The organism is Microbacterium sp. KUDC0406 (assembly GCF_021582875.1).
Lineage (GTDB): Bacteria > Actinomycetota > Actinomycetes > Actinomycetales > Microbacteriaceae > Microbacterium.
Genome location: NZ_CP091138.1, coordinates 90,285 through 113,389 on the forward strand (window position 1 = coordinate 90,285; position 23,105 = coordinate 113,389).

Genomic DNA, 23,105 nt, shown 5'->3' on the forward strand with positions numbered 1-23,105 from the left:
TAGGATGCGGGACGTGGCATCCGGCAAGAGCAGCAAGCGCAGCAAGAGCAAGAAGAAGAGCGGCACCAGCGGGAACCCGGCGAAACGCCCGGTGATCGAGCTCGGCCCCGTCCGCGTCGGCGACTGGATCGGCGCGGCCCGGCTGCGCACCCTTCCCCTCGCCGTCGCCCCCGTCGTGCTCGGAACGGGCGCCGCGCAGACCGTGGACCACACGTTCCACTGGGTGATCGCCCTGGCCTGTCTCGCGGTAGCCGTGCTGCTGCAGATCGGCGTCAACTTCGCGAACGACTACAGCGACGGCATCCGCGGCACCGACGCGCACCGTGTCGGACCCGCGCGGCTCACCGCATCGGGCCGGGTGCCCGCGAAGCGGGTGCTCCTGATGGCGCTGATCTTCTTCGCGCTCGCCGCACTGGCCGGCCTCGCGATCGTCATCCGCACCCAGCAGTGGTGGATGCTGGCCGTGGGCGCCGTCAGCATCGTCGCCGCGTGGTTCTACACCGGTGGCAAGCGCCCCTACGGCTACAACGCCATGGGTGAGCTGTTCGTCTTCGTGTTCTTCGGACTGGTCGCGACGCTCGGCACCACCTGGGTGCAGGCGTTCGCGCTGCCCGTGCAGGCCTGGTTCGGTGCGGTGTCGGCGGGCCTGTTCGCCTGCGCGGTGCTGCTCGCCAACAACCTGCGTGACATCGATCAGGACCGCGAGGTGGGTAAGCGCACACTCACGGTGCTGATCGGCAGGACCGCGACCCGCGTGCTGTACACGCTGTTCGTGCTCGCGCCCTTCGTGTTCTCCGTGCTCTTCGCCCTGCTGTATCCGATCGCGTGGATCTCTCTGCTGGTGCTGCTGGCCGTGCTGCCCGCGATCCTCATCGTGTGGACCTACCGGCAGCCGCGCGAGCTGATCATCGCGCTGAGCCTCACCTCGCTGTCGTCGCTGGCCTGGTCGGGCCTGATCTACTGGGCGCTGGTCGGCTGATGGACCTCTTCGCTCTTCCCGCCGAGCCGGGCCGCGAGAGCGAGGACGCCTGTGCGCTTGCGGACGGCATCGCTGTCGTGGTCGACGGTGCCGGGCTCCCCAAGACGATGCGACAGGGCTGCGGGCACTCGGTCGCCTGGTATGCACGGATGCTGGCCGAGTCGTTCCGTGTTCGGCTGGAGGATCGCTCCGCGTCGATGGCGGATGCTCTGGCCGGCGCGATCGTCGAGGTCACGGCCGCGCACCGCGACTCCTGCGATCTGGATGCCGGATCGCCCAGTGCGACGGTCGCGGCCTGGCGCATCGCCGGCGACGAGGTCGAGCACCTGGTGCTCTGCGACGCCTCGATCGTGCTCGTCAGGCACGACGGCGCGGCGGACGAGATCACCGACGACCGGCTCGACGCGGCGGTCGACCGCCGCGCCGCCGAACTGCTCGGCGACGGCGAGCACCCGTACGCCGAGATCGCCGCGGCGCGGTTCCGTGCGCTGGACGAGACGCGGAACGTCGAAGGCGGATTCTGGTGCGCGCAGACCGATCCGGATGCCGCCCGGCAGGCGCTCACCGGCCGCACGCCCGCGCGCGAACTCGCGGCGATCGTGGCCTCTTCCGACGGTGGCACCCGGGGTTTCCAGCTCGTCGGCGCGCACACCCTCGAGCGCTTCGCCGAACTGGCATCCGCGGGCCGGCTGGCCGAGATCGCCGGGGAGATCCGCGCCGCAGAGCGCGCGAACGGCGTGGGCGATTTCGCCAAGCCGCACGATGACATCGCGCTGGTGGCGCGGAGCTTCCTGCGCTGACCGCATGCCTCAGGGGCCCGCGCCGACGAGCGCCTCGCCGAGCGGGGTGCGCAGGTGCAGCATCCGGTTGCCGTCGCGGGAGCTCGTGACCAGGCCGGCATCACGCAGCACCGTGAGGTGATGCGATGCGGTGGACACCGCGATCCCGGCATCCGCGGCGACCTGCGAGGTGGTGCGCGCGACGTGGGCCTGCAGCAGGATGCCGGCGCGCACGCGCCCGACCAGGACGCTGAGCGCCTCGGCGAGGACGGCGGAGTCCCTGGCCCACCCCGCTGTGACGCCACGGGCCGGGTAGAACAGCGTCGGCTGCGCGGGTGGCTCCGTGAGCACCATGCAGCCCCACGACGACATCACGGACGGCACCAGAACCAGCCCGCTGCCGCGGCAGTCGACGTCCTCGCTGTGCCGGCGCAGCTGCACCCGCACCGCGCCGTCGCTCCAGCGCACCGAGCGATGCAGGCCGCCCGCCATGGCGGCGAGCCCGTCGGCTGCGACGGTCCTGGCGCGCACCGCGATGTCGGCGCGCAGCATCCGCTCCAGCTGCGGCCAGACAGGAGCGACCGCAGCATTCCAGACCTGTTCCCAGGCGTCCGCGATCAGGGCGCGGGCGCGCTCGGGATCGGCCCGCATGCGGCGCAGCGCCTGCTGGTGCTCGCCGGCGGAGCGCTGGATCATCTTGCCGAGATCGACGAGGATGCCGGGCACCGGCGCCTCTCGCAGCGCGGCGAGTTCGTCCGCGGGCGTCAGGTCCCACCGGGCATCCGTCGTGAGGAAGTCCGGCATGTACCCGTCGGCGCCGATCACCTCGGCGAGCAGGCCGAACGGCTCGCGGGGCACGGTCTCGCGCACCTGCTTCAGCCACCCCCAGTGCAGCGGATGCTCCGCAGGGCGCAGCAGCGCACGCACCGCGTGCGCGAACTCGTGACCGGGCGAGACGCCGAACCGCACCGCCTGGATGTCGCCCGGGCTCAGCCGGAAGTCGACCCGGTGATCCGGGCTGTCGACCCCTTCGCGCGGGGGACTGTTTCGATGCACATCGAAACTCTAGGGCGTGCTGCGCCGGCGCGGAAGAGTGGGGTCATCCCACGAGAGGAGCACATCATGGTCGAGACTCTCGCCGTTCCCACGCGCGTCGCGCCGGACGAGATCCGCCTCGGCAGCGGGCTCAGCCGCCGGTTCGAGGGCAGCGAGCACGGGGCAGGCGTGTCGTACTTCTACATCGACAACCAACCGGGCCAAGGGGCCTCACTGCACTGGCACCCGTACCCCGAGACCTGGGTCGTGCTCGAGGGCGACGTCACGTTCGTCGTCGGCGACGAGCTGATCCTCGCGACCGCCGGCGACACGGTCACCGGACCGGCCTACGTGCCGCACAAGTTCACGAACACCGGCACCGGCACGATGCGCCTCATCGGCATCCACGCCTCGGCCGTCATCATCCAGACGAACCTCGACCCTTCGACAGGCTCAGGGTCCCGGTAGAAAGCAGACAGATGTCCTTCCAGGCATACCTCGACAACATCGAGACCAAGACCGGTCTCACCCCTCGCCGGTTCATCGAGCTGGCGGCCGACAGGGGCTTCGGCCCCGGCACCAAGGCCGCGCCGATCCTGGAGTGGCTGAAGGCCGACTACGACCTGTCCCGCGGCTACGGGATGGCGCTCGTGCACGTGATCACCAAGGGACCGCAGATCAGCGCGAAGCACGTCGGCACCGACGGCGCGCATGCGGATGCCTCTGACACCCTGTGGCTGGACGGCAGAGCCAGCAACCCGGACTACGCCTGAGGGCGTTCGGAGGGCGCGTCAGGCCTCGGGCGTCTCGCCGTCCTCGACGTCCTCATCGGTCGGCTTGCCGGGCCGGCGGGCCGACCGCCGCTCGTACAGGTCGCGGGAGGTCGCCGACAGCGGGGTGCGCAGGAACAGCAGCGAGATGCTCATGCCGATGAGAGCGGCGAACAGCGCGGCCAGCCACCAGAACTCACGGAAGATCGGGAAGAAGAAGTACAGGATCGCCAGCGGCACCAGGAACGCCAGCAGACGCAGCACGGTGTACACGAGGAGGGGCGGCAACTTCTTCACCCGATCAGCTTAGGCGGGGCGCTTAGGACTGGGCTGGGCGCATGATTCCGCGCCTACACTGGAAGCATGGCGCGGTTCCTCATCATCGGCGGCTTCCTGGCCGTCGTGTTCTGGGTGTTCAGCATCGTCGACTGCACCGTGCAGCCGGCGGCGCGGCACCGTGGTGTGTCGAAGGGCGCCTGGGTCGCGATCGTCATCCTCATCCCGGTGATCGGCGGCATCCTCTGGTTCGCGATCGGCCGGCGCCGCAAGGACGACTCGGACGCGCGTCCCTACGCGCCCGATGACGATTCCGAGTTTCTGCGCGGCATCAACCGCAAGGAGCAGGATGCCCGCATCCGCGAGCTCGAAGAGGAACTCTCGAAGCTCGAAGACGACGGCGACCACCCGGATCCGCGCCCGTGACTCCGTCCGCGGCGAGCACGGCAGCCGCCGGCCTGCTCGCCGAACTCGTCGCGCACGGCGTGCGCGATCTCGTGCTCTCACCCGGATCCCGTTCTCAGGCGCTGGCGCTCGCCGCGACGTCCCTCGACCGCGCCGGGCTGCTGCGCGTGCACGTGCGGATCGACGAGCGAGTGGCCGGGTTCACCGCCCTCGGCATCGCCCGGGAGACGCGGGTGCCGGTCGCCGTGGTCTGCACTTCGGGAACCGCGGCGGGCAATCTGCTGCCGGCGGTGATGGAGGCGTTCCACTCCGGCGTGCCGCTGCTGCTGCTGACCGCGGACCGTCCGCCCGAGCTCCGCGGCGTCGGCGCGAACCAGGCGACCGTGCAGCCCGGCTTGTTCGGCCCGTTCGTGCGCTGGGCGGTGGATGCCCCGGTGCCGGAGCCCGTCGCTTCCCCGGTCGCCCCGCGAGCGGAGCGAGACGAAACGCTCCCACCTCTCCCGGTCGTTGAGCGAGCGACGGAGGAGCGAGACGAAACGCTCGCAGCCTCGCGAGGATCGTCACCGCGTTTCGTCTCCGGCGCTGGCGCGCCTCCGCTCAACGACCGGGTGGGTTCCCCGGTCGCCCCGCGAGCGGAGCGAGACGAAACGCTCCCACCTCTCCCGGTCGTTGAGCGAGCGACGGAGGAGCGAGACGAAACGCTCGCAGCCTCGCGAGGATCGTCACGGCGTTTCGTCTCCGGCGCTGGCGCGCCTCCGCTCAACGACCCCGAACCGACCGCCTGGTCCGGCCTCGGTTCCCGCGCCGTCGACGCAGCGCTGGGCCTGACCGGAACAGGCATCCCCGGCGTCGCCGGTCCCGTGCATCTGAACCTTCCCGCTCGTGAGCCGCTCTCCGCCGCGATCGACGTGACCGCTGTCCCCGGGCCCGCACCGCAGCCCCCGGCATCCGAGCCGCTGCTGCTCGAGCGCGGTCCGCGCACCGTCGTGATCGCCGGCGCGGATTCCGGAGCCGCCGCTGAGGAGATCGCCCACACCAGCGGCTGGCCGCTCATCGCCGAGATCGTCAGCGGCGTGCGCTTCGGGCGCCGGATCGTGCACGGCTACCGTGATCTGCTCCGTGACGAGTCGCTCGGCGGGCGAATCGAGCGGGCCGTGGTGTTCGGGCATCCGACCCTCAGCCGCGAGGTCGCGTCGCTCCTCTCGCGCCGCGACGTCGAGGTGATCGCGGTGCGGGGCGGGGGAGAGCCGCTTGATCTCAACGGCAGCACGATCGCGGCCGCCGCCGTTACCGTGGAGCCGGGCGCGACCGACCGCGACTGGCTGGGCGCGTGGATGACGGCGTCCCACGCCGCACTGGTCGACCTCTCCGAGGCGGCGCCGGACCAGGACGGGCTGAGCTCGAAGGACCCGCTCGCCCGTGCCGGTGCGGTGAAGGCCGAGCTCGACGCCGTGCGCCGCCCGCTCGACCGCGCGCTGCTGGCCGACGCCGTATGGCGCGCGACCTGGCCGCACGACCGTCTCGTCTTCGGTTCGTCCAGGCTCGTGCGGGTCGCCGATCAGGTGCTCGGCGGCAAGAAGGTTCCCGTGCATGCCAATCGCGGGCTGGCCGGGATAGACGGCACCATCGCGACCGCCATCGGCATCGCGCTGGCCAGCCAGGCGGACGGGGCGGCAGGTGTGACCCGCGTGCTGCTCGGCGATCTCGCGGCACTGCACGACGTCGGCGCGCTGCTGCTGCCTGCGGGCGAGGCGGCTCCGCGCATCCAGGTGATCGTCGGCAACGACGGTGGCGGCACGATCTTCGACGGACTCGAGGTGGCGGCATCCGCTCCGCAGGCAGACCTCGATCGCGCGTTCTACACACCGCACGCGGCGCGGTTCGCCGACCTCGCCGCGGCGTACGGCTGGGACCACCAGCTGGTGTCGACGCGCTCCGCGCTCGATCAGACGCTCACCTCGCCGGTGACCGGTCCGCAGCTGATCGAGGTGCCGCTGGACCGCTGATCCTCGGTGCGCTCTGTCCCGGACCCGGAACGACGTGCGGCAGGATGTCTGCATGGCGAAGAAGCTGTGGCACGAGCATCCGTCCGAGACCCTGCGCGTGACGGAGGGGTTCCGGCTCGCCGACGTCGACCCGGACGCGACGCCGGGGTATTCGCACGGGCACTCCCGCGGCGAGAAGGACCTGCACGAGCGGCGCGAGCTGCTCGGTGACCTGCAGGAGCGGCTCTACGCCGCAAGCCGCGTCGGCGACGACACCGATGCCGTGCTGCTGGTGCTCCAGGCGATGGATTCCGCGGGCAAGGGCGGCATCGTGCGGCATGTCGTCGGCGGCGTCGACCCGCAGGGCGTCGAGCTCGCCGCGTTCAAGGCGCCCACCGACGAGGAGCGCACGCACGACTTCCTGTGGCGCGTCGAGAAGAGGCTGCCGCAGCGCGGCTTCATCGGCGTCTTCGATCGCTCGCACTACGAGGACGTGCTGATCGGTCGGGTGCGTTCCCTGGCGTCGGACGAGGAGGTCGAGCGCCGCTACGGCGCGATCCGCGAGTTCGAGCAGCGGGTCGCGGCATCCGGCATCCGCCTGGTCAAGGTGATGCTGCACATCTCGCGTGACGAGCAGAAGTCGCGACTCATGGAGCGTCTCGAGCGGCCGGACAAGTACTGGAAGTACAACCCGGGCGACGTCGACGAGCGGATGCTGTGGGACGACTACATGGACGCGTATCAGACCGTCTTCGACCGCACCTCGACGCCGGATGCCCCGTGGTACGTCGTCCCTGCGAACCACAAGTGGTACGCGCGGCTGGCCGTGCAGGAACTGTTGATCGCGGCGCTCGAGGGAATCGATCCGCAGTGGCCGGGCGCCGACTTCGATGTGGCCGCAGAGAAGAAGCGCCTCGCGGCGAGCTGACTCAGGCCAGCGCGTCGACGATCGGACGGAACTTCACCCGGGTCTCGAGCAGCTCGGTCTCGGGGTCGCTTCCGGCGACGATACCGGCGCCGGCGTAGGCGGTCACCGGGATCGTGTCGTCCGCGACGCGGTCGACATCACCGCTGCCGAACTGCGCGCAGCGCAGCGCGACCGCCCATTCGCCGTTGCCCGTGGCATCCACCCAGCCCACCGGCCCTGCGTACCGGCCGCGGTCGAAGGGCTCCAGACGCTGGATCGCCTGCACCGCGACATCCGTCGGCGTGCCTCCCACCGCGGCGGTGGGATGCAGCACGCCGACCAGATCGAGAGCGGATGCCCCGTCGGACAACTCGGCCTCGACATCGGTCGCGAGGTGGAACAGGTTGGGCAGCTTGAGGATGAACGGCTGCTCGCCCGCGGCGAGAGCGCGCACGTGCGGACGCAGTGACGCGACGAGGCTGTGCACGGCGTACTCGTGCTCGTCGAGATCCTTCGTGCTGGACGCGAGGTGGGCGGATGCCGCCGGTGTCGGCATCCGCGTCGGCGCCGCGGCCGATGGTGCCGGCGAGCACCCGCGCGGTGACCGTGCCGTCCTGCACCGTGACGAGGGTCTCCGGGCAGGCTCCGATGAATCCGTCGACGGCGTAGGTCCAGGTGTCGGGGTATCCGGTCGCGAGCGCCCGGACCAGGCGGCGCAGATCGGACCCGACCGGGACGGTCCCGGTGAGATCGCGGGCCAGCACGACCTTCTCGTAGTCGCCCGCGGTGATCTCGGCGACGGCGCGGCGCACCGAGTCCTGATAGCCCTCCGGGGACTGTGCGCCCGGGCCGAGGGTGCCGGCCCAGTGGGGGCCGTACTCGCATGGTGCGACATCCACCGGTGCATCCTCCTGCGCCCCGCGGATGCGGGTGATCCAGCCGCGCCCGTCGCGGCGCCCGATGATCGTCTCGGGCACGATCAGCACGGCGTCTCGGTCCGAGCCCTCGTCGAAGGTGAGGGTGCCGAAGCCCACCAGACCGGTGCCGGGCAGGTTGACCTGATCGTCGATCTCAGTGACGGCGGACAGCTCGCGCCACGCTTCCGCCATCAGCGCGGCGCGGCTCGGACCCTGTCCCGCGGGCACGCGGATCACGACCTGATGCCGGTCTCCGGCGGCGACGATGCCGTCACCGCGGCGCAGCCAGGCGATGGGGTCATCGGGGTCTGCGTACACCAGCAGATCTTCGACCGGGTCGATCTCTCGGGTCTGCACGACCAGTCGGGTAGTCACCGCATCAGCCTAGTTCCGATCAGGAGCAGGACGTTTCGTCTCGCTCCGCTCGCTCGTCTCGCTCCGCTCGCTCAACGAGCACCGCTCGCTCAACGAGCACCGCCCGCTCAACGACCATCAGCGGGAGAGGGCGGTCCAGGCCCAGGGCCACCAGCCGGTCCAGCCAGGCGTCCGCCGTCGCATCGTCGAACGGTGCCCGCTGCGCGCGCACCAGGATCTCGAGCTCGGCCGCGCGGGCCTCGAGGTGCTCGATGACGTCGGCGGGGTAGCCGAACTCGATGCTGTGCTCCTCCCACTCGTCCTGATCCACGATGCGGGTGCCGCGCTCGTCGAGGTGCCGCACCACGTCGAGGTCCATGTCGATCGCGGTCGCGACCAGCGGATCGTCGTCCGACCAGCGCACGTCCCAGGCGAGGTCGATGTAGATGCGCATCGCGCGCGGATGCTCGCGATGCACGGTGAGCGCGTAGTCAGTGGCGTCCTCGGGGAGCAGGAGCACCTTGTGCGCGGGATTGACGCGCGGCACGAGTGTGACGTTCGGGCTCTCCGCGACGAACGCCTTCCCCGGCCGGTCGCTGGTCCAGCCGACGGGCTGCCCGATCCAGTCGCCCCACTGGTCCGAGCCCAGATACACGCCCTCGCCGCGCCAGTGCGGCGAGCCGTCCCACTTGCGCCACTGGAAGATCATCGTCTGGCCGGGTTCGGGACGCTGCGCACTCACCCGCCCGAGTCTATGGCCGGGGGCAGCCCCGTAGGATCGAAGGATGACCGCAGAGCCCAACCGCGCCGACCTCGGCAAGGATCCGGCCCGCGTCAGCGGGATGTTCGACCAGGTCGCCGCCGGCTACGACCGCACCAACACGGTGATGACCGTCGGCAACGACGCGCTCTGGCGCGCAGCGACCACCAGGGCCGTCGCCCCCGCAGGGGCGAGCGCATCCTCGACCTCGGCGCGGGCACGGCCTCGTCCTCGGCCTCGCTCGCGGCCAGCGGCGCCGAGGTCGTCGCCGCCGACTTCTCGCCGGGGATGCTGGCCGAGGGTCAGCGCCGGCACGGCGACCTGCCGAACCTCAGTTTCGTCCAGGCGGATGCCACGGACCTGCCCTTCGGCGACGCGGAGTTCGACGCCGTCACCATGTCGTACAGTCTGCGCAACGTGCAGGACCCGAAGAAGGCGATCGCCGAGCTGTTCCGCGTCACCAAGCCGGGCGGGCGGCTCGTGATCAACGAGTTCTCCACTCCGCCCTCGCGGATCTTCCGCGCCTTCTTCGGGTTCTACAACTCGCAGGTGCTGCCGCGCGTGGCACGGGTGGCCGGCACGAACGGTGACGCCTACGACTACCTGAACGAGTCGATCAAGGAGTGGCCTGATCAGAAGACGCTCGCGGCCTGGCTCCGCGAGGCGGGCTGGATCGACGTCGCCTGGCGCAACCTGTCGTTCGGGATCGTGGCGCTGCACCGCGCGCGCAAGCCCGTCGTCTGACCACGGGTAGGCTGGTCTCCGTGACTTCGAGCCCCGACGCCCCGGGCACGCGCCTCGCGAGCCTGCTGGGCTTCAGTGACCGCGTGTTCCTCGGACCCGCTGCGCGCCGTCTGTCGCGCGAGGTCGAGGCGGGTCTCGAGCTGGTCGAGTCCGGTCTTGCGGAGGATCTCAAGGTCGCCGACTCGGTCGCCGACGCCGCGAGCCGCTACCTGTACGAGGCCGGCGGCAAGCGCATCCGTCCGATCCTGACCCTGCTGACGGCTCAGCTCGGCGACGGCAACATCCCCGCCGTGATCGACATCGCCAAGGCGCTCGAGCTCACGCACCTCGGCTCGCTGTACCACGACGACGTGATGGACGGCGCGGACAAGCGTCGCGGCGTCGCCGCCGCACATGAGGTGTGGGGCAACAACGTCGCCATCCTCACCGGCGACATCCTGTTCTCGCGCGCCAGCCAGCTCATGTCGCACCACGGCGACCGCGCCATCCGCCTCCAGGCCGACACGTTCGAGCGCCTCGTGCTCGGCCAGCTGCACGAGACCGTGGGCGCCCAGCAGGGCGACGACCCGATCGAGTTCTACCTGCAGGTGCTCGCCGACAAGACCGGCTCGCTGATCGCCGCGGCTACCCAGGGCGGGGTGATCTTCTCGAACGCGCCGGCCGAGTACGAGCAGCCGATGCGCGTCTTCGGCGAGAAGATCGGCGTCGCGTTCCAGCTGCTCGACGACGTGATCGATCTGTCCGCGAATCCAGCGGACACCGGCAAGGTGCCGGGCACCGACCTGCGCGCCGGCGTTCCGACGATGCCCTACCTGCTGCTGAAGCAGGACGGCGCCGATGATCTCGCGCAGCGCATCGACGACGGCGTCGCCCGCATCGCCGAGGGCGCGGACCCCTCGCTGCTCGACGGCGCGCTCGCCGACCTGCGCGATCACCCGGCCACCCGGCGCACCCTGGCGCTCGCGCAGGCCTGGACGGACGAGGCGATCGCCGCGCTCGGCGTGCTGCCCAAGGGCCCGGTCCGGGACGCGCTCACCCGATTCGCGGAGAGCCTCGCGGAACGCTCGCGCTGAGCAGCATCCGGCTCTTCGATCTCCGAACCGACCTCACGGAAGGATCCTCATGACCAAGCTCAGGCTGGCTATCGTCGGCGCAGGCCCGGCGGGCATCTACGCCGCCGACCTCCTGCTGAAGGCGGAGCGCAAGTTCGACGTGTCGATCGACCTGTTCGAGCAGCTGCCGGCTCCGTACGGCCTGGTGCGCTACGGCGTCGCCCCCGACCACCCGCGCATCAAGGGCATCATCAATGCCCTGCGCGATGTGCTCGACCGCGGCGACATCCGCCTGTTCGGCAACGTGCGCTTCGGCGAGGACATCACCCTCGATGATCTGAAGCGGCACTACAACGCCGTGATCTTCGCCACCGGCGCGGTGCGCGACACGTCGCTCGACATCCCGGGCATCGACGCGCTCGGCTCGTACGGCGCCGCCGACTACGTCAGCTGGTTCGACGGGCATCCCGATGTTCCGCGCGAGTGGCCGTTGGATGCCGCATCCGTCGGCGTGATCGGCAACGGCAACGTCGCTCTCGACGTGTCGCGCATGCTCGCCAAGCACGCCGAGGACCTGCTTGTCACCGAGGTGCCGCGCAATGTCTACGAGGGCATGAAGGACAGTGCCGTCACCGACGTGCACGTGTTCGGTCGTCGCGGTCCCGCGCAGGTGAAGTTCACCCCGCTCGAGCTGCGCGAACTCGGTGAGCTGCGCGACGTCGACATGGTGGTCTACGACGAGGACTTCGACTACGACGAGGCGTCCAAGGACGCCGTGGCCAGTAACAAGCAGGTCATGGTGATCGACCGCATCCTGCAGTCCTGGCGCAAGCGCGACTCGGTGAACAACGCGGGCGGCACGGCCTCGCGCCGCCTGCATCTGCACTTCTGGGCCAGGCCCGTCGAGGCGCGGACCGACGAGCAGGGCCGCGTCGCGGCACTCGTCTACGAGCGCACGAAGTCGGATGGCGCGGGCGGTGCGGTGGGCACGGGCGAGATGCGCGAGGTGCCGATGCAGGCGCTGTACCGCGCGATCGGCTACTTCGGCTCTCCGCTGCCGGACGTGCCGTTCGACAAGAAGCACGGCGTCATCCCGAACCGCGAGGGCCAGGTGCTGGAGAACAAGTCCAATCAGCGCGTGCCCGGTATCTACGCCACCGGCTGGATCAAGCGCGGGCCGGTGGGACTGATCGGGCACACCAAGTCCGACGCGATGGAGACCGTGCGGCACCTGATCAACGACCAGGGGTCGTGGTGGCAGCCGGAGGACCCGGACGAGGACGCGATTCCTGCGCTGCTGCGCGAGCGCGATGTGCTCTGGACCGACCTGGACGGCTGGCACCGGCTCGACGAGCACGAGATCGCGCTCGGCGAGCCTGAGGGTCGCGCTCGTATCAAGGTCGTCCCCCGCGACGAGATGGTGCGCGTCTCCCGCGACTGACGCTTCCTTCGCTCCCTGAGCTCGTCGAAGGGCCGCGATACGCTGACCCCATGGGGGAGTGGGCACCGGACGTCCTGGGCGACGAGTTCGCTCAGCGGACGCTGCCGCTCGGTCACGACGACGAGGGCGAGGTCGTCGCGACGCTCGTTCGTGCGCTGCCGGCCACACCCGAACAGGCGCCCGCTCCGACGTTCTGGCAGCGGCTGCGCGGCGTCCGGCCTGCTCCCGCGCCGACGTCGCCGCAGGCGGACGTCGATGTGCTGTACGTGCACGGCTGGTCGGACTACTTCTTCCAGAAGCGGCTGGCCCGGTTCTGGACGGCGCGCGGCGCCCGGTTCTTCGCGCTCGACCTGCGCAAGTACGGCCGCAGCCTGCGGCCAGGACAGACGCCGGGCTACATCACCGACCTCGCCACCTACGACGAGGACATCGGCGCCGCTCTCGAGGCGATGCAGGAGGATGCGGCGGATCGCCGCCTCGTGCTCTTCGGCCACTCCACCGGCGGGCTGATCCTCAGCCTGTGGGCGGCACGCAACCCCGGTGCAGCTCAGGCGGTGGTGCTGAACAGCCCGTGGCTGGAGTTCCAGCTTCCGCGGTTCACCCGCGAGACGATCACGCCGCTGGTGGATCTGCAGGCCCGGTTCCGTCCGCTCGATCGGGCGCCGCAGGTCGACTTCGGGTTCTACACGCGGGCGCAGAACGAGGTCGCCGACCCGGACGATCCGGTGCAGGTGAACCTGGAATGGCGGCCGGAGCAGACCATGGCGGTGCACGCCGGATGGCTCAACGCGATCCTCGCCGGGCATGCGAAGGTCGCAACAGGGCTGCGCATCGAGGCGCCGGTGTGCGTGCTGCTCTCCGCGCGCACGGCGGTGCCGAGGGCATGGTCGGAGGAGCTCACCAGGGCCGACAGCGTGCTCGTGGTCGATGACATCGCCCGCGCCGCGCTGAAGCTCGGTCCGTCGGTGACGGTGGAGCGCATCGACGGCGCCCTGCACGACGTGTTCCTCTCCCGTCACGACGCGCGAGAGGACGCCTACGCCCGTCTCGGACGGTGGGTCACCGGCTGGAGCGCAGCGAGCAGCGAGAACTGATCGGCGGGGAGCCCTTCACGACGTCGTGGCCTGCGCCGACGCCTCGCCCTCGGGTGCGTCCTCCACGATCTCGTCGACGAGCTGGATGCCGCCGGTCGTGTTGGCGGAGTGCATCAGCCGCTCGATCCAGTCGGCGTTGAGCTCAGGCGGATCCGGCTCGTCGAAGACGAAGCGCAGCGGAATCGAGGGGTGCAGCCAGATCGTCGTCCTGCCCACGGGCTGGCCCTCGGGGTGCCGCCAACTCAGCGTGAAGCTCTCCTGCCGCCGCAGCTTGGTGGCGATCACGACCTTCAGATGCGCCAGCGCCCTGTCCTCGATGAAGATCGGGTGTTCGGAGTCGTCATAGATGAGAGCGCCCATGATCCGACTGTAGGCGCATCGGGTGCCCGGCGGCACCCGATGCGCTCACCGGTAGTTGACGAACTGCAGGTCGATGTCGAGGTCGCTGCCCTTGAGCAGGGAGATGACCGCCTGCAGGTCGTCGCGGCTCTTGGACTGCACGCGCAGTTCGTCGCCCTGGATCTGGCTCTTCACGCCCTTGGGGCCCTCGTCGCGGATGATCTTGCCGATCTTCTTCGCGTTCTCGCTCGAGATGCCGTCCTTGAGCGATGAGACGATGCGGTATTCCTTGCCGCTCGCGAACGGCTCTCCGGAGTCGAGGCTCTTCAGCGAGATGCCGCGCTTGATGAGCTTCGACTGCAGCACGTCGAGGACGGCCTTGGCGCGCTCCTCGGAGTTCGCCTTGATGAGGATCTGCTCGCCGCTCCACGCGACAGAGGCGTCGGTGCCCTTGAAGTCGTAGCGCTGATCGATCTCCTTGCGGGCCTGGTTCACAGCGTTCTCCGCCTCCTGGTGATCCACCTTGGAGACGATGTCGAATGAGGAGTCAGCCATACAGGCAGTGTAACGAGTGCGGCTCAGCGGCATCCGATCTGGAAACGCTTCCATGCATGCGGCGCGCGACACGGCAAGATCACGGCTGCATATCGGCCTCTCCTGGCATTGCACGGATCGGCATCTTCCATGCATACTGTAAGCGCTTGCAGTTTCGCAGGCCACGCATCGAGAGAGGCACACCACCAATGAAGGTGAACAAGAGGAGCATCGCGGCCTTCGGCGCGATCACCGTTCTGACCTCGCTGGCGCTCGCCGGCTGCGCCGGCGGATCCAGCGATGACAAGAGCTCGGACGCGGGCGCCAAGAGCGGCAAGCTCACGGTCTGGGTCGACGCCGAGCGCGTCGACGCCCTCAGCGGCGCTGCCAAGGCCTACGAGAAGAAGACCGGCGTCGAGGTCGACATCGTCGGCAAGGACGTTGACACGATCAAGGACGACTTCATCCAGCAGGTGCCGACCGGCAAGGGTCCGGACATCACCATGGGCGCGCACGACTGGCTCGGCGAGCTGTCCACGAACGGCGTCGTCGCCCCTATCGAGCTGGGCGACTCGTCGAAGGACTACCTGCCCGTCGCCCTGCAGGCCTCGACCTACGACGGCACCACCTACATGCTCCCGTACGCGGTCGAGAACATCGCCGTGCTGCGCAACACCGACATCGTCAAGGACCCGGCGACGAGCTTCGACGACATGATCGCCAAGGGCAAGGCCGCCGGTCTCGCCCAGCCGTTCGTCGTCGAGCAGGGCAAGGACGGCAACCCGTACCACCTGTACCCGTTCCAGACCGCGTTCGGCGCCCCGGTGTTCGGCACCGACGACGAGGGCTCCTACGACCCGACCGACCTGCAGCTCGGCAGCGACGGCGGCTTCGAGTTCGCGAACTGGCTGTCCGCCCAGGGCAAGGCCGGCACGCTGAACACCGACATCGACGGCGAGATCGCCAAGCAGCAGTTCATCGACGGCAAGGCCGCCTTCTGGCTGACCGGACCGTGGAACGTCGGTGCCGCGAAGGATGCCGGCATCAACCTGGCCATCGACCAGATCCCCAGCCCGACCTCAGAGGTCGCCTCGCCGTTCGCCGGCGTGAAGGGCTTCTTCGTCAGCTCCGAGTCGAAGAACAAGGTCGCCGCGAACGACTTCCTGGTGAACTACATCGGCACCGAGGACGTCCAGCTCGAGCTGTTCAAGGCCGGCAACATCCTGCCCGCCCTCACCGCGGCCGCCGACACCGCGGCATCCGACCCGATCATCGCGGGCTTCCAGAAGGTCGGCGCCGACGCGGTGCCGATGCCCGCCATCCCCGCCATGGGCGCCGTGTGGGAGTTCTGGGGCGTCGCCGAGGCTGCCATCATCAACGGCGCCGACCCGAAGGCGACGTGGCAGAAGCTCGTCGACGACGTGACGGCCGCGATCAAGTAAGCAAGTCCACCTCTGCCGGGGCGGGGCGTCCGCTCCGTCCCGGCAGCTGTGCACGACGGGGTGAGGGATGAGCCAGACCACGATTGAGCAGGAGGCGCCGCAGGCGCCGCCGACGAAGAGGCAGCGGCAGGCCGCACGGATCGCCGAAGCGGCATCCGGCAGCATCCGCTGGATGCTGCTGAAGATCCTGCTGCTGGCGATCGTCGACGCGATCGCCCTGTACGCGGCATTCGTCCTGGTCACGCACCAGGAATGGCTGGTGCTCGGCGTCGTGCTCGTCGTCGCGGTGCTCGTCAACTGGATCTACTTCAGCCGCAGGCGGATCGCGGCGAAGTACCTCACTCCGGGCGTGATCTTCCTCATCCTGTTCCAGGTGTTCACCCTGCTGTACACCGGCTACATCGGCTTCACCAACTACGGCACCGGCCACAACGGCAGCAAGGATCAGGCGATCTCGTCGCTGATGGCCTCCGCCCAGGAGCGCGTCGAGGACTCGCCCACCTATCCGGTCACCGTGGTCGAGCGGCTCGGCACGCTCGGTCTGCTCGTCACCGATCCCGACGACGGCGAGGCGAGCGTCGGTACGAACGACCAGCCGCTGCAGGATGCTCCGGACGCGACGGTCGAGGGCGGCAGGGCCGTCGCGGTCGACGGCTGGACCACCCTCTCCTTCGCTCAGGTCATCTCACGGTCCAGCGACATCGAGAAGATCTCGGTGCCGTTCAGCGACGACCCCAACGACGGCGCGATCCGCACCCCCGACGGCCAGAACGGCTACCTCTACGTCTCCACGCTGCAGTACGACGCGGCGGCGGACACCATGACCGACACCCGCACCGGCACGGTCTACAGCGACACCGGGGTGGGCGCATTCACCGCCGAGAACGGCGACCAGCTGCTGCCGGGCTGGCAGATCACCGTCGGCCTCGACAACTTCGTCCGCGCCGTCACGGACTCCTCGATCCGTGGCCCGCTGATCTCGGTGACGCTCTGGACCTTCGTGTTCGCGCTCATCTCGGTGGCATCCACGTTCTTCCTCGGCCTGCTGCTGGCGCTGGTGTTCAACAACACCCGGATGCGGTTCCGCAACGGCTACCGCATCCTGCTGATCCTGCCCTACGCGTTCCCCGCGTTCCTGTCGGCGCTGGTGTGGGCGGGCATGATGAACGAGAGCTTCGGCTTCATCAACCAGGTGGTCTTCGGAGGCGCGTCCATCCCGTGGCTCACCGATCCGACGCTCGCCAAGGTGTCGGTGCTGATCGTCAACCTGTGGCTCGGATTCCCGTACATGTTCCTGGTCTGCATGGGCGCGCTGCAGGGCATCCCCGACGACGTGAACGAGGCCGCCGCGATGGACGGCGCGAACCCGTGGCAGATATTCCGGCGCATCAAGCTGCCGCTGCTGCTGGTCACCGTGGCGCCGCTGCTGATCTCGTCGTTCGCGTTCAATTTCAACAACTTCAACCTGATCTACATGCTCACCGGCGGCGGTCCGCGTTTCACGGACGTATCGATCCCGGTCGGGCACACCGACATCCTGATCTCGATGGTCTACAAGGTGGCGTTCACCGGGCAGACCCGCGACTACGGCCTGGCCTCGGCGTTCACCATCCTGATCTTCATCGTCGTCGCGGTGATCTCGATCGTGAGCTTCCGCAAGACGAAGGCCCTCGAGGAGCTGAACTGACATGAGCACCGCAGTCTCCGCCCGTCCCGCCCGTCGCTCGGTCGGCACCTGGTTCGCCGACACCGGATGGCGGCACGTCGTCGCCATCGTGGTGAGCGCCTTCGCGATCTTCCCGCTGCTGTACGTGGTCTCGGCCTCGCTGAACCCGAAGGGCACGCTGACCGGCTCGAACCAGCTGTTCTCGGCCGTCGGCTTCGACAGTTACGTGCGGATCCTCACCGACCCGAAGAACCCGTACCCGCTGTGGTTCTGGAACACACTGGTGATCGCGACGGTCACCGGCTTCGTGACGGTCTTCCTCGGTGCGCTCGCGGCATATGCCTTCTCGCGCATGCGCTTCAGCGGCCGCCGCGTGGGGCTCGTGACCATCGTCGTGGTGCAGATGTTCCCGCAGCTGCTCGCCGTGGTCGCGATCTTCCTGCTGATGTCGACGATCGGGGACTGGTTCCCGTCGATCGGCCTGAACACGCACACCGGCCTGATCCTCGTGTACCTCGGTGGAGCGCTCGGCGTGAACACCTACCTGATGTACGGGTTCTTCAACACGCTGCCGATGGAGCTCGACGAAGCCGCCCGCATCGACGGCGCGGGCCACGCCCGCATCTTCTTCACCATGATCCTGCCGCTGGTGGCGCCGATCCTCGCGGTGGTCGCACTGCTGTCGTTCATCGGCACGGTGAACGAGTACGTGATCGCGAGCGTCATGCTGATCGACCCCGACAAGCAGACCCTGGTGGTGGGCCTGACCAAGCTGGTGTCGAACCCGCGCTACGCGGACTGGTCGGCGTTCTCCGCCGGCGCGGTGATGGCCGCCATCCCGGTGATGGTGCTGTTCCTGTTCCTGCAGAAGTACATCGTCGGCGGCCTGACCGCCGGTGCCACGAAGGGCTGACCTCCTCTCCCGGGGCAGGGAGCCTGCGGTGTCTTGCGTCGCATGCTAGCTTGTGACGCATGACAGTCGACATCGGTGCGCAGATGCGCAAGGGCGTCGTCGAGTACTGCGTGCTCGGCCTGCTCGCGCGCGAGCCGATGTACGGCTGGCAGCTGTCCGAGGCGCTGACCGAGTCCGGGCTCATCGCGAGCATCGGCACCCTGTATCCGCTGCTCGCGCGCCTGCGCGACAACGGCTGGGTGTCGACGTTCGAGATGCCCGGCGAGTCCGGACCGGTGCGCAAGTACTACCGGTTGACGGATGCCGGGGTCGCGCAGCTCGCACAGTTCCGCACGCACTGGATGCCTTTCGCCCGCACTGTGACGGGTCTCATCGGGGAGGACCGACCATGACCGTCGACCCCGCCGACTATCTCGCCGGGCTCGATGCCGCGCTGCGCGATGTGCCGCACGGGATCGCCTCGGACATCCGTGCCGGCATCGCCGAGGAGCTCGCCGGGCTCGCTCCGGGTGCCGCCGCCGCGCGCATCGCGCAGCTCGGTGACCCCGCCGAGATCGCACGGGAGGCGATGGATGCCGGCGGCGCGCAGCGCTCGGTCGTGGCGGCGCCCGCCGCCAAGCCTCCGGTCACCGCGACGAAGGGCTTCGCGATCATCGCAGCGCTGGCACTGTCCTTCGGCGGCTTCGTGATCCCGGTCGTGGGCTGGTTCGTCGGCGCAGCCCTGGTCGGGATGAGCGGATTGTGGCGTACCTGGGAGAAGGTCGTCGCGATCGTCACTCCGCTGGTGTCATTCGGCTTCATCCTGCTCCTCTCGATTCCCGTGTACACGGTGGAATCGTCGGTTACCGAGTCTTCGCCCGATGTCGCGAATCCGCTCATGCCGACGACTTACGACGTGGTCTGGACAGCGGTCATCGTTCTCGCCTGGGCGCTGATCCCGGCATCCGGACTCTGGCTGCTCTGGCGCCTGCGCGGCCGCACGGCGCCGGCGGCGTCCTGACGGCCGCGCCCACCTGCTGTCGAGTCCGGTGCGAGGAGGGAAACGCCGGTGGAGTTCGGCGCGGGGCTGCGCTTTCCTCCTTGCGCGGGGTGGGTGGGCATAGTCAGCGTCGTGCCTCCGGTGCGAGGAGGGAAACGCCGGTGGGACACGGCAATCGGGTGCACTTTCCTCCTTGCGCGGTGCGAGGAGGGGCACGAGGGCCATGTCGGGCACGTCCCGGCTAGCCCGTCTCCGGTGCGAGGAGGGAAACGCCGGTGGGACACGGCAATCGGGTGCGCTTTCCTCCTTGCGCGGTGCGAGGAGGGGCACGAGGGGCATGTCGGGCCCGTCCCGGCCGGCGCGTCTCCGGTGCGAGGAGGGAAACGCCGGTGGAGTTCGGCGCGGAGGCGCGTATTCCTCCTTGCACGCAGGGCGGGCGGGTGTGTCGAGCGCTCGAATGCGACGGGAGCGGGCGTAGCGTGGGCGGCATGAGCGCGCGGGTGGGAGGACGGAACCGGGCGATCGCGTGGGTCGCCGGATTCTTCTGCGCGTGCGTGGTCGCCGTGCTGGTGTGGGTCGCGCAGCCGGCGGGCCCGGCCCTGATCCAGTTCATCGGTGACGGGCTGCGCAACTCGATGCCCTGAAACCCGATGCCCTGACACGACGGCACGCCTCCTCGGGTCAACGGCGCCTGCGCGCTACTCTCGCACCGAACCCACCGATGAGAGGCGGCACCATGAGCGACCCCGAGGTCCCCCAGCCCGAGAAGCCCGGCGACGTCGACGACGTCGTGGACAGCGCCAAGGCCGGACTCGCCGACGCCGAGGCTGCCGCTGCCGGCGTCGAAGAGCCGCAGCAGGCAGATCCGCTGGATGCCGCCGCCGCGGCCTCGGAGGATGCCGCCACCGCCGATGAGAACGCTGCGGATGTCGCGGCCATCGACCCCGACGCCGCGGCCTTCGCCGAGGCGGAGAGGTCGTTCCCCGGAACCTTCGCCGCGCCGGCCGCCGATGAGACCCCGACCACGGTCGTGGACGCCGGTTCCGATGACGTCGCCACTGCGGCCTACGGCGCCTCCGCGGCCGCAGCCGCGGCCACTGCCTCCGAGACCCGGGTCGTCCCGGCCGAGCCGGTGGTCGATGCGCTGCCGCCCCAGCCGCAGCCCATCTTCGTGCAGGCGCCCGAGCCGCCGCGTCCGCTGGGCAACCGCGGCACAGCCGGCGCGATCGGGCTGCTCGCCACTCTCTGCTTCGCGATCCTGCTGCTCGGCGTCACTCTTGCGATCGGCGCCGCCGGTGGTGAGGTGTCCGGCGAGAACATCGGCGACAAGGCACTCGCGCCGCTGACCACCTGGGCGTTCTGGACGCCCGTGGTCGTCTTCTTCATCGCCTTCTGGCTGCTCGGCGCGATCATCGACCGCGGACGCTGGGGTCACTGGGTGATCTGGGGTCTGCTGGTCGGCGTCGCCGCCTGGGCCGGGCACCTGCTCGGCCAGCTGTTCCAGGCTCCGTTCTGGCTGATCTCCGCGCAGGACGGGGTCGACCTCGTGCAGGAGCAGCTGTTCGCACCGCTCGCGATCGCGGCGTTCATCATCGGCCGTGAGCTCACCATCTGGTTCGGTGCCTGGGTGGCGCGTGCCGGTGCCCGCAAGACCCAGCTGAACATCGAGGCGCAGCGCGAGTACGAGCGCACCCTCGAGGCCGGCCCGAGCCTGTCGAGGTAACCACGTCCACCACGCCGTCAGACCCCCGCGAGCCCGAGGCTGCGGGGGTCTCGGCCGTCCTGGCGGTGGTGCTCGCGACCGTCCTGTTCCTCGGATTCGCGATCCTCGGCCTCGGGATGCTGAGCTACTTCACCGACGCCGACATCCTCAGCGTCCCCGACCTCGGCCAGTATCCGGGAGTGGTCGGCATGATCGTGGCCATCGTCGTGTTCGCCGCCGTGCTGACCCCGTCGGTGCAGGCGGCCCGGCCGTCGTATCCGGCATCGGTGCCGGTCGCCCTCGCTGCCGCGCTCGGGCACCTCGCCGCCGTCTGGCTGGCCGCGGTGGCCGGGGGCGCCGGACTGGCGACGGCGACGGCCGCGATCATGCAGTTGATCACCGGAGGGCCGACCGTGGTGATCGCGCTGGCCGCCGTCGTCGCGGCGTGGATCGGCATCGCACTGCGACGCACCCGCGCGCAGAAGCCGCAGTGGCCCTGGGAGCACAGCGGCGGCGACGAGTGAGCGGGGCGGATACCGCGCGGTTCCGCACCGTGCGCGCTTCATCCCCTTACGCTTGACCCGTGGAGCGCTCGCTGGAGACGCAGGTGGACCAGGCCGTAGAGGCCTGGTTGCGCTGGGTGCCGCGCTGGGAGCCGGCCACGCACCGCGGTCGCGTAGCGCCGTGCCGCCGCTGCCTCGGCTCGCCCGTGCTCTCCGCTGCCGGTATCGGAGGCAACGTGCCGCACGGTGTGCAGCACGGTCTGTCCACCCGCATCAAGACGATCGTCGACCGTGCGGTCGCCGACTACACCGCACGCAACCTGCCGATGCTGCAGCGCGAGCTCGACCAGCAGGCGGCCCGCAACAGATCGCGCAGCTACCGGCCGGGGGAGGACCTCGATCCCGAGTACGACGGGCTGCCGCTCGACCCCGAGCCCCTCCCTGGAGCGCCGTTCCTGTTCACCGTCGCGGGGATGGCGGACGAGGCCGCCGCCGAGCTGCCCCCGCTGCCGCCGCTGACCGACGAGGCGAAGGCGGCCCTGCGACAGGAGGTGACGCTCGCCGACGAGTACGCGAACATGGTCGGTCGCGAGATCTGCGGCATCCTGCTCCGGCATCGGCTGGAGGTGCAGGCGGCCATCTCGCAGTACGTGGAGCCGCAGATCGAGGCGATGCTCGCCGAGCTCAGCGAGGCGCTGGACTCGCCGTTCGACCCCGACACGCTGTGACGCCGGCACGCTGAGCCTCGCGGTGCGATTGCGTCGGCGCCCTCGCAGCGGCTATCGTTTTTCGATAGATATACGCCGTCTGTCGATAGGACAACCATGCAGCCCCGCGTCACCCTCGCCCTGAAGGCGATGATCGTCGTCATGCTCGCACTGCTGCTGCTCAGCCAGGTGGTGATGATCCCGGCGGTGGCGGCGAACACCGCGGCGCGGAACCCCGACCTCGCGCACCTCGAGCTGCCCGGCGTCGTCGGCGCGATCGTCTTCCTCGCGCTCGTGCAGGTCGTGCTCATCTGCGTGTTCCAGCTGCTCACGCTGGTGCGCGCGGACCGCATCTTCAGCTCGGACGCGTTCCGCTACGTCGACGTCATCATCGGAACCATGCTCACCGCGGCCCTGCTCATCGCCGCGTCCTTCTTCGTGGTCAGCATCGCCGGTGCGCTCAATCCGAGCATCGCGATCCTGGCGATCCTCGGGGTCACCGTCGGTGTCTCGCTCGCGCTGCTCGTGGGCGTCATGCGCGGGCTGCTGCGCAAGGCCCTGCAGCTCGAGCAGGATCTGTCCGAGGTGGTCTGATGCCCATCGCGATCGACATCGACGTCATGCTGGCGCGTCGCAAGATGAGCGTGCAGGACTTCGCCGACGCCATCGGCATCACTCCCGCCAACGTGGCCGTGCTGAAGAACGGGCGGGCCAAGGCGGTGCGCTTCACCACTCTCGACGCGATCTGCCGGGTGCTGGACTGCCAGCCCGGCGACATCCTGCGCCGGGTGCCCGAGGGGGAGGAAGGGCGATGACGAGTTC

The 23,105-nt window shown here is 69.6% G+C and carries 26 protein-coding genes and 2 pseudogenes; 22 read left to right on the plus strand and 6 right to left on the minus strand.

Features of this window, described 5'->3' with window-relative positions; translation table 11 throughout:
- Positions 1–4 precede the first annotated feature (4 nt).
- Together L2X99_RS00460 and L2X99_RS00465 are read left to right on the plus strand one after the other, a co-directional pair.
- Positions 5–979 carry a 1,4-dihydroxy-2-naphthoate polyprenyltransferase gene (locus L2X99_RS00460; RefSeq protein ID WP_442923473.1) on the plus strand — a complete coding sequence of 325 codons (975 nt, stop codon included), beginning with the start codon at positions 5–7 and terminating at the stop codon, positions 977–979.
- Entirely contained in the window at positions 979–1,779 is an 801-nt protein-coding gene (locus tag L2X99_RS00465) for a protein phosphatase 2C domain-containing protein (RefSeq protein ID WP_236125520.1), read from the plus strand. The genes L2X99_RS00460 and L2X99_RS00465 overlap by 1 nt, the downstream gene beginning before the upstream one ends.
- Before the next feature lie 9 nt (positions 1,780–1,788).
- On the opposite strand, the gene L2X99_RS00470 is transcribed toward L2X99_RS00465, so the two are convergent.
- The gene (locus tag L2X99_RS00470; protein WP_236125519.1) at positions 1,789–2,814 is read right to left on the minus strand and encodes an ArsR/SmtB family transcription factor; all 1,026 of its coding nucleotides are present in this window, start codon (positions 2,812–2,814) and stop codon (positions 1,789–1,791) included.
- A 66-nt stretch (positions 2,815–2,880) separates the two neighbouring features.
- On the opposite strand from L2X99_RS00470, the gene L2X99_RS00475 reads away from it, so the two are divergent.
- Complete coding sequence (locus L2X99_RS00475) at positions 2,881–3,261, plus strand: cupin domain-containing protein (protein WP_236125518.1); 381 nt, start codon at positions 2,881–2,883, stop codon at positions 3,259–3,261.
- 11 nt (positions 3,262–3,272) lie between these two features.
- Positions 3,273–3,566: a DUF4287 domain-containing protein gene (locus L2X99_RS00480; RefSeq protein WP_236135496.1), complete on the plus strand. Its 294-nt coding sequence runs from the start codon at positions 3,273–3,275 to the stop codon at positions 3,564–3,566.
- A gap of 18 nt (positions 3,567–3,584) precedes the next feature.
- Here the strand turns inward: L2X99_RS00480 and L2X99_RS00485 are convergent, their stop codons facing one another.
- A complete protein-coding gene (locus L2X99_RS00485) occupies positions 3,585–3,860 on the minus strand; it encodes a DUF4229 domain-containing protein (RefSeq protein WP_236125517.1) in 276 nt (91 codons plus the stop codon).
- 66 nt (positions 3,861–3,926) lie between these two features.
- Between L2X99_RS00485 and L2X99_RS00490 the strand changes: the two genes are divergently transcribed.
- From L2X99_RS00490 to L2X99_RS00500, 3 genes are read left to right on the plus strand one after another with little or no spacing between them, the layout of a single operon-like run.
- Positions 3,927–4,265 carry a PLD nuclease N-terminal domain-containing protein gene (locus tag L2X99_RS00490; protein ID WP_236125516.1) on the plus strand — a complete coding sequence of 113 codons (339 nt, stop codon included), beginning with the start codon at positions 3,927–3,929 and terminating at the stop codon, positions 4,263–4,265.
- Positions 4,262–6,250, plus strand: coding sequence for a thiamine pyrophosphate-binding protein (locus L2X99_RS00495; protein ID WP_236125515.1), 1,989 nt, complete (start codon positions 4,262–4,264; stop codon positions 6,248–6,250). The genes L2X99_RS00490 and L2X99_RS00495 overlap by 4 nt, the downstream gene beginning before the upstream one ends.
- A 52-nt stretch (positions 6,251–6,302) precedes the next feature.
- Complete coding sequence (locus L2X99_RS00500; protein WP_236125514.1) at positions 6,303–7,157, plus strand: PPK2 family polyphosphate kinase; 855 nt, start codon at positions 6,303–6,305, stop codon at positions 7,155–7,157.
- A 1-nt stretch (position 7,158) separates the two neighbouring features.
- On the opposite strand, the pseudogene L2X99_RS00505 reads toward L2X99_RS00500, so the two are convergent.
- A pseudogene (locus L2X99_RS00505) lies at positions 7,159–8,428 on the minus strand (isochorismate synthase).
- 19 nt (positions 8,429–8,447) lie between these two features.
- Complete coding sequence (locus L2X99_RS00510; protein WP_236135497.1) at positions 8,448–9,149, minus strand: DUF402 domain-containing protein; 702 nt, start codon at positions 9,147–9,149, stop codon at positions 8,448–8,450.
- A gap of 43 nt (positions 9,150–9,192) precedes the next feature.
- On the opposite strand from L2X99_RS00510, the pseudogene L2X99_RS00515 reads away from it, so the two are divergent.
- The 4 genes and pseudogenes from L2X99_RS00515 (at position 9,193) to L2X99_RS00530 (ending at position 13,498) form a co-directional block, all read left to right on the plus strand.
- Positions 9,193–9,911 (plus strand): annotated as a pseudogene (locus L2X99_RS00515) (class I SAM-dependent methyltransferase).
- A gap of 20 nt (positions 9,912–9,931) precedes the next feature.
- Positions 9,932–10,984 carry a polyprenyl synthetase family protein gene (locus L2X99_RS00520; RefSeq protein WP_236125511.1) on the plus strand — a complete coding sequence of 351 codons (1,053 nt, stop codon included), beginning with the start codon at positions 9,932–9,934 and terminating at the stop codon, positions 10,982–10,984.
- Between the two features lie 49 nt (positions 10,985–11,033).
- Positions 11,034–12,404, plus strand: a complete 1,371-nt coding sequence (locus L2X99_RS00525) for an FAD-dependent oxidoreductase (RefSeq protein WP_236125510.1) — start codon at positions 11,034–11,036, stop codon at positions 12,402–12,404.
- A 50-nt stretch (positions 12,405–12,454) separates the two neighbouring features.
- Complete coding sequence (locus tag L2X99_RS00530) at positions 12,455–13,498, plus strand: alpha/beta hydrolase (RefSeq protein ID WP_236125509.1); 1,044 nt, start codon at positions 12,455–12,457, stop codon at positions 13,496–13,498.
- 15 nt (positions 13,499–13,513) lie between these two features.
- On the opposite strand, the gene L2X99_RS00535 is transcribed toward L2X99_RS00530, so the two are convergent.
- On the minus strand, positions 13,514–13,858 hold the full coding sequence (locus L2X99_RS00535) for a DUF7882 family protein (protein WP_236125508.1): 345 nt from the start codon (positions 13,856–13,858) through the stop codon (positions 13,514–13,516).
- A 45-nt stretch (positions 13,859–13,903) separates the two neighbouring features.
- Positions 13,904–14,392 carry a YajQ family cyclic di-GMP-binding protein gene (locus L2X99_RS00540; protein ID WP_236125507.1) on the minus strand — a complete coding sequence of 163 codons (489 nt, stop codon included), beginning with the start codon at positions 14,390–14,392 and terminating at the stop codon, positions 13,904–13,906.
- 188 nt (positions 14,393–14,580) lie between these two features.
- On the opposite strand from L2X99_RS00540, the gene L2X99_RS00545 reads away from it, so the two are divergent.
- The 11 genes from L2X99_RS00545 to L2X99_RS00595 all read left to right on the plus strand — a co-directional run bounded on the left by L2X99_RS00545 (position 14,581) and on the right by L2X99_RS00595 (position 23,098).
- Positions 14,581–15,813, plus strand: a complete 1,233-nt coding sequence (locus L2X99_RS00545; RefSeq protein ID WP_236135498.1) for a sugar ABC transporter substrate-binding protein — start codon at positions 14,581–14,583, stop codon at positions 15,811–15,813.
- A 67-nt stretch (positions 15,814–15,880) separates the two neighbouring features.
- On the plus strand, positions 15,881–17,500 hold the full coding sequence (locus L2X99_RS00550; RefSeq protein ID WP_236125506.1) for an ABC transporter permease subunit: 1,620 nt from the start codon (positions 15,881–15,883) through the stop codon (positions 17,498–17,500).
- Between the two features lies 1 nt (position 17,501).
- Positions 17,502–18,392 carry a sugar ABC transporter permease gene (locus L2X99_RS00555; protein WP_236125505.1) on the plus strand — a complete coding sequence of 297 codons (891 nt, stop codon included), beginning with the start codon at positions 17,502–17,504 and terminating at the stop codon, positions 18,390–18,392.
- 59 nt (positions 18,393–18,451) lie between these two features.
- Positions 18,452–18,784 carry a PadR family transcriptional regulator gene (locus L2X99_RS00560; RefSeq protein ID WP_236125504.1) on the plus strand — a complete coding sequence of 111 codons (333 nt, stop codon included), beginning with the start codon at positions 18,452–18,454 and terminating at the stop codon, positions 18,782–18,784.
- Complete coding sequence (locus L2X99_RS00565; protein WP_236125503.1) at positions 18,781–19,392, plus strand: HAAS signaling domain-containing protein; 612 nt, start codon at positions 18,781–18,783, stop codon at positions 19,390–19,392. Before L2X99_RS00560 ends, L2X99_RS00565 begins: the two co-directional genes overlap by 4 nt.
- 467 nt (positions 19,393–19,859) lie before the next feature.
- Positions 19,860–20,015: a hypothetical protein gene (locus tag L2X99_RS00570; protein ID WP_236125502.1), complete on the plus strand. Its 156-nt coding sequence runs from the start codon at positions 19,860–19,862 to the stop codon at positions 20,013–20,015.
- Between the two features lie 92 nt (positions 20,016–20,107).
- Positions 20,108–21,094 carry an ABC transporter gene (locus L2X99_RS00575; protein WP_236135499.1) on the plus strand — a complete coding sequence of 329 codons (987 nt, stop codon included), beginning with the start codon at positions 20,108–20,110 and terminating at the stop codon, positions 21,092–21,094.
- A gap of 68 nt (positions 21,095–21,162) precedes the next feature.
- Positions 21,163–21,597, plus strand: coding sequence for a hypothetical protein (locus L2X99_RS00580; RefSeq protein ID WP_236125500.1), 435 nt, complete (start codon positions 21,163–21,165; stop codon positions 21,595–21,597).
- Between the two features lie 59 nt (positions 21,598–21,656).
- A complete protein-coding gene (locus tag L2X99_RS00585) occupies positions 21,657–22,304 on the plus strand; it encodes a spermidine/putrescine ABC transporter substrate-binding protein (protein WP_236135500.1) in 648 nt (215 codons plus the stop codon).
- Between the two features lie 96 nt (positions 22,305–22,400).
- On the plus strand, positions 22,401–22,877 hold the full coding sequence (locus L2X99_RS00590; protein ID WP_236125499.1) for a DUF2975 domain-containing protein: 477 nt from the start codon (positions 22,401–22,403) through the stop codon (positions 22,875–22,877).
- Entirely contained in the window at positions 22,877–23,098 is a 222-nt protein-coding gene (locus tag L2X99_RS00595) for a helix-turn-helix domain-containing protein (RefSeq protein WP_236125498.1), read from the plus strand. The genes L2X99_RS00590 and L2X99_RS00595 overlap by 1 nt, the downstream gene beginning before the upstream one ends.
- Positions 23,099–23,105: the final 7 nt, after the last annotated feature.

What these genes read in the sequence shown, in the direction of transcription:
- L2X99_RS00500 (WP_236125514.1), top strand. Translation starts at nt 6,303, where the DNA reads ATGGCGAAGAAGCTGTGGCACGAGCATCCGTCCGAGACCCTGCGCGTG.
- L2X99_RS00555 (WP_236125505.1), top strand. Translation starts at nt 17,502, where the DNA reads ATGAGCACCGCAGTCTCCGCCCGTCCCGCCCGTCGCTCGGTCGGCACC.
- L2X99_RS00570 (WP_236125502.1), top strand. Translation starts at nt 19,860, where the DNA reads ATGAGCGCGCGGGTGGGAGGACGGAACCGGGCGATCGCGTGGGTCGCC.
- L2X99_RS00540 (WP_236125507.1), bottom strand. Translation starts at nt 14,392, where the DNA reads ATGGCTGACTCCTCATTCGACATCGTCTCCAAGGTGGATCACCAGGAG.
- L2X99_RS00525 (WP_236125510.1), top strand. Translation starts at nt 11,034, where the DNA reads ATGACCAAGCTCAGGCTGGCTATCGTCGGCGCAGGCCCGGCGGGCATC.
- L2X99_RS00560 (WP_236125504.1), top strand. Translation starts at nt 18,452, where the DNA reads ATGACAGTCGACATCGGTGCGCAGATGCGCAAGGGCGTCGTCGAGTAC.
- L2X99_RS00535 (WP_236125508.1), bottom strand. Translation starts at nt 13,858, where the DNA reads ATGGGCGCTCTCATCTATGACGACTCCGAACACCCGATCTTCATCGAG.
- L2X99_RS00545 (WP_236135498.1), top strand. Translation starts at nt 14,581, where the DNA reads ATGAAGGTGAACAAGAGGAGCATCGCGGCCTTCGGCGCGATCACCGTT.
- L2X99_RS00465 (WP_236125520.1), top strand. Translation starts at nt 979, where the DNA reads ATGGACCTCTTCGCTCTTCCCGCCGAGCCGGGCCGCGAGAGCGAGGAC.
- L2X99_RS00480 (WP_236135496.1), top strand. Translation starts at nt 3,273, where the DNA reads ATGTCCTTCCAGGCATACCTCGACAACATCGAGACCAAGACCGGTCTC.
- L2X99_RS00490 (WP_236125516.1), top strand. Translation starts at nt 3,927, where the DNA reads ATGGCGCGGTTCCTCATCATCGGCGGCTTCCTGGCCGTCGTGTTCTGG.
- L2X99_RS00590 (WP_236125499.1), top strand. Translation starts at nt 22,401, where the DNA reads ATGCAGCCCCGCGTCACCCTCGCCCTGAAGGCGATGATCGTCGTCATG.
- L2X99_RS00460 (WP_442923473.1), top strand. Translation starts at nt 5, where the DNA reads ATGCGGGACGTGGCATCCGGCAAGAGCAGCAAGCGCAGCAAGAGCAAG.
- L2X99_RS00595 (WP_236125498.1), top strand. Translation starts at nt 22,877, where the DNA reads ATGCCCATCGCGATCGACATCGACGTCATGCTGGCGCGTCGCAAGATG.
- L2X99_RS00550 (WP_236125506.1), top strand. Translation starts at nt 15,881, where the DNA reads ATGAGCCAGACCACGATTGAGCAGGAGGCGCCGCAGGCGCCGCCGACG.
- L2X99_RS00475 (WP_236125518.1), top strand. Translation starts at nt 2,881, where the DNA reads ATGGTCGAGACTCTCGCCGTTCCCACGCGCGTCGCGCCGGACGAGATC.
- L2X99_RS00565 (WP_236125503.1), top strand. Translation starts at nt 18,781, where the DNA reads ATGACCGTCGACCCCGCCGACTATCTCGCCGGGCTCGATGCCGCGCTG.
- L2X99_RS00530 (WP_236125509.1), top strand. Translation starts at nt 12,455, where the DNA reads ATGGGGGAGTGGGCACCGGACGTCCTGGGCGACGAGTTCGCTCAGCGG.
- L2X99_RS00575 (WP_236135499.1), top strand. Translation starts at nt 20,108, where the DNA reads ATGAGCGACCCCGAGGTCCCCCAGCCCGAGAAGCCCGGCGACGTCGAC.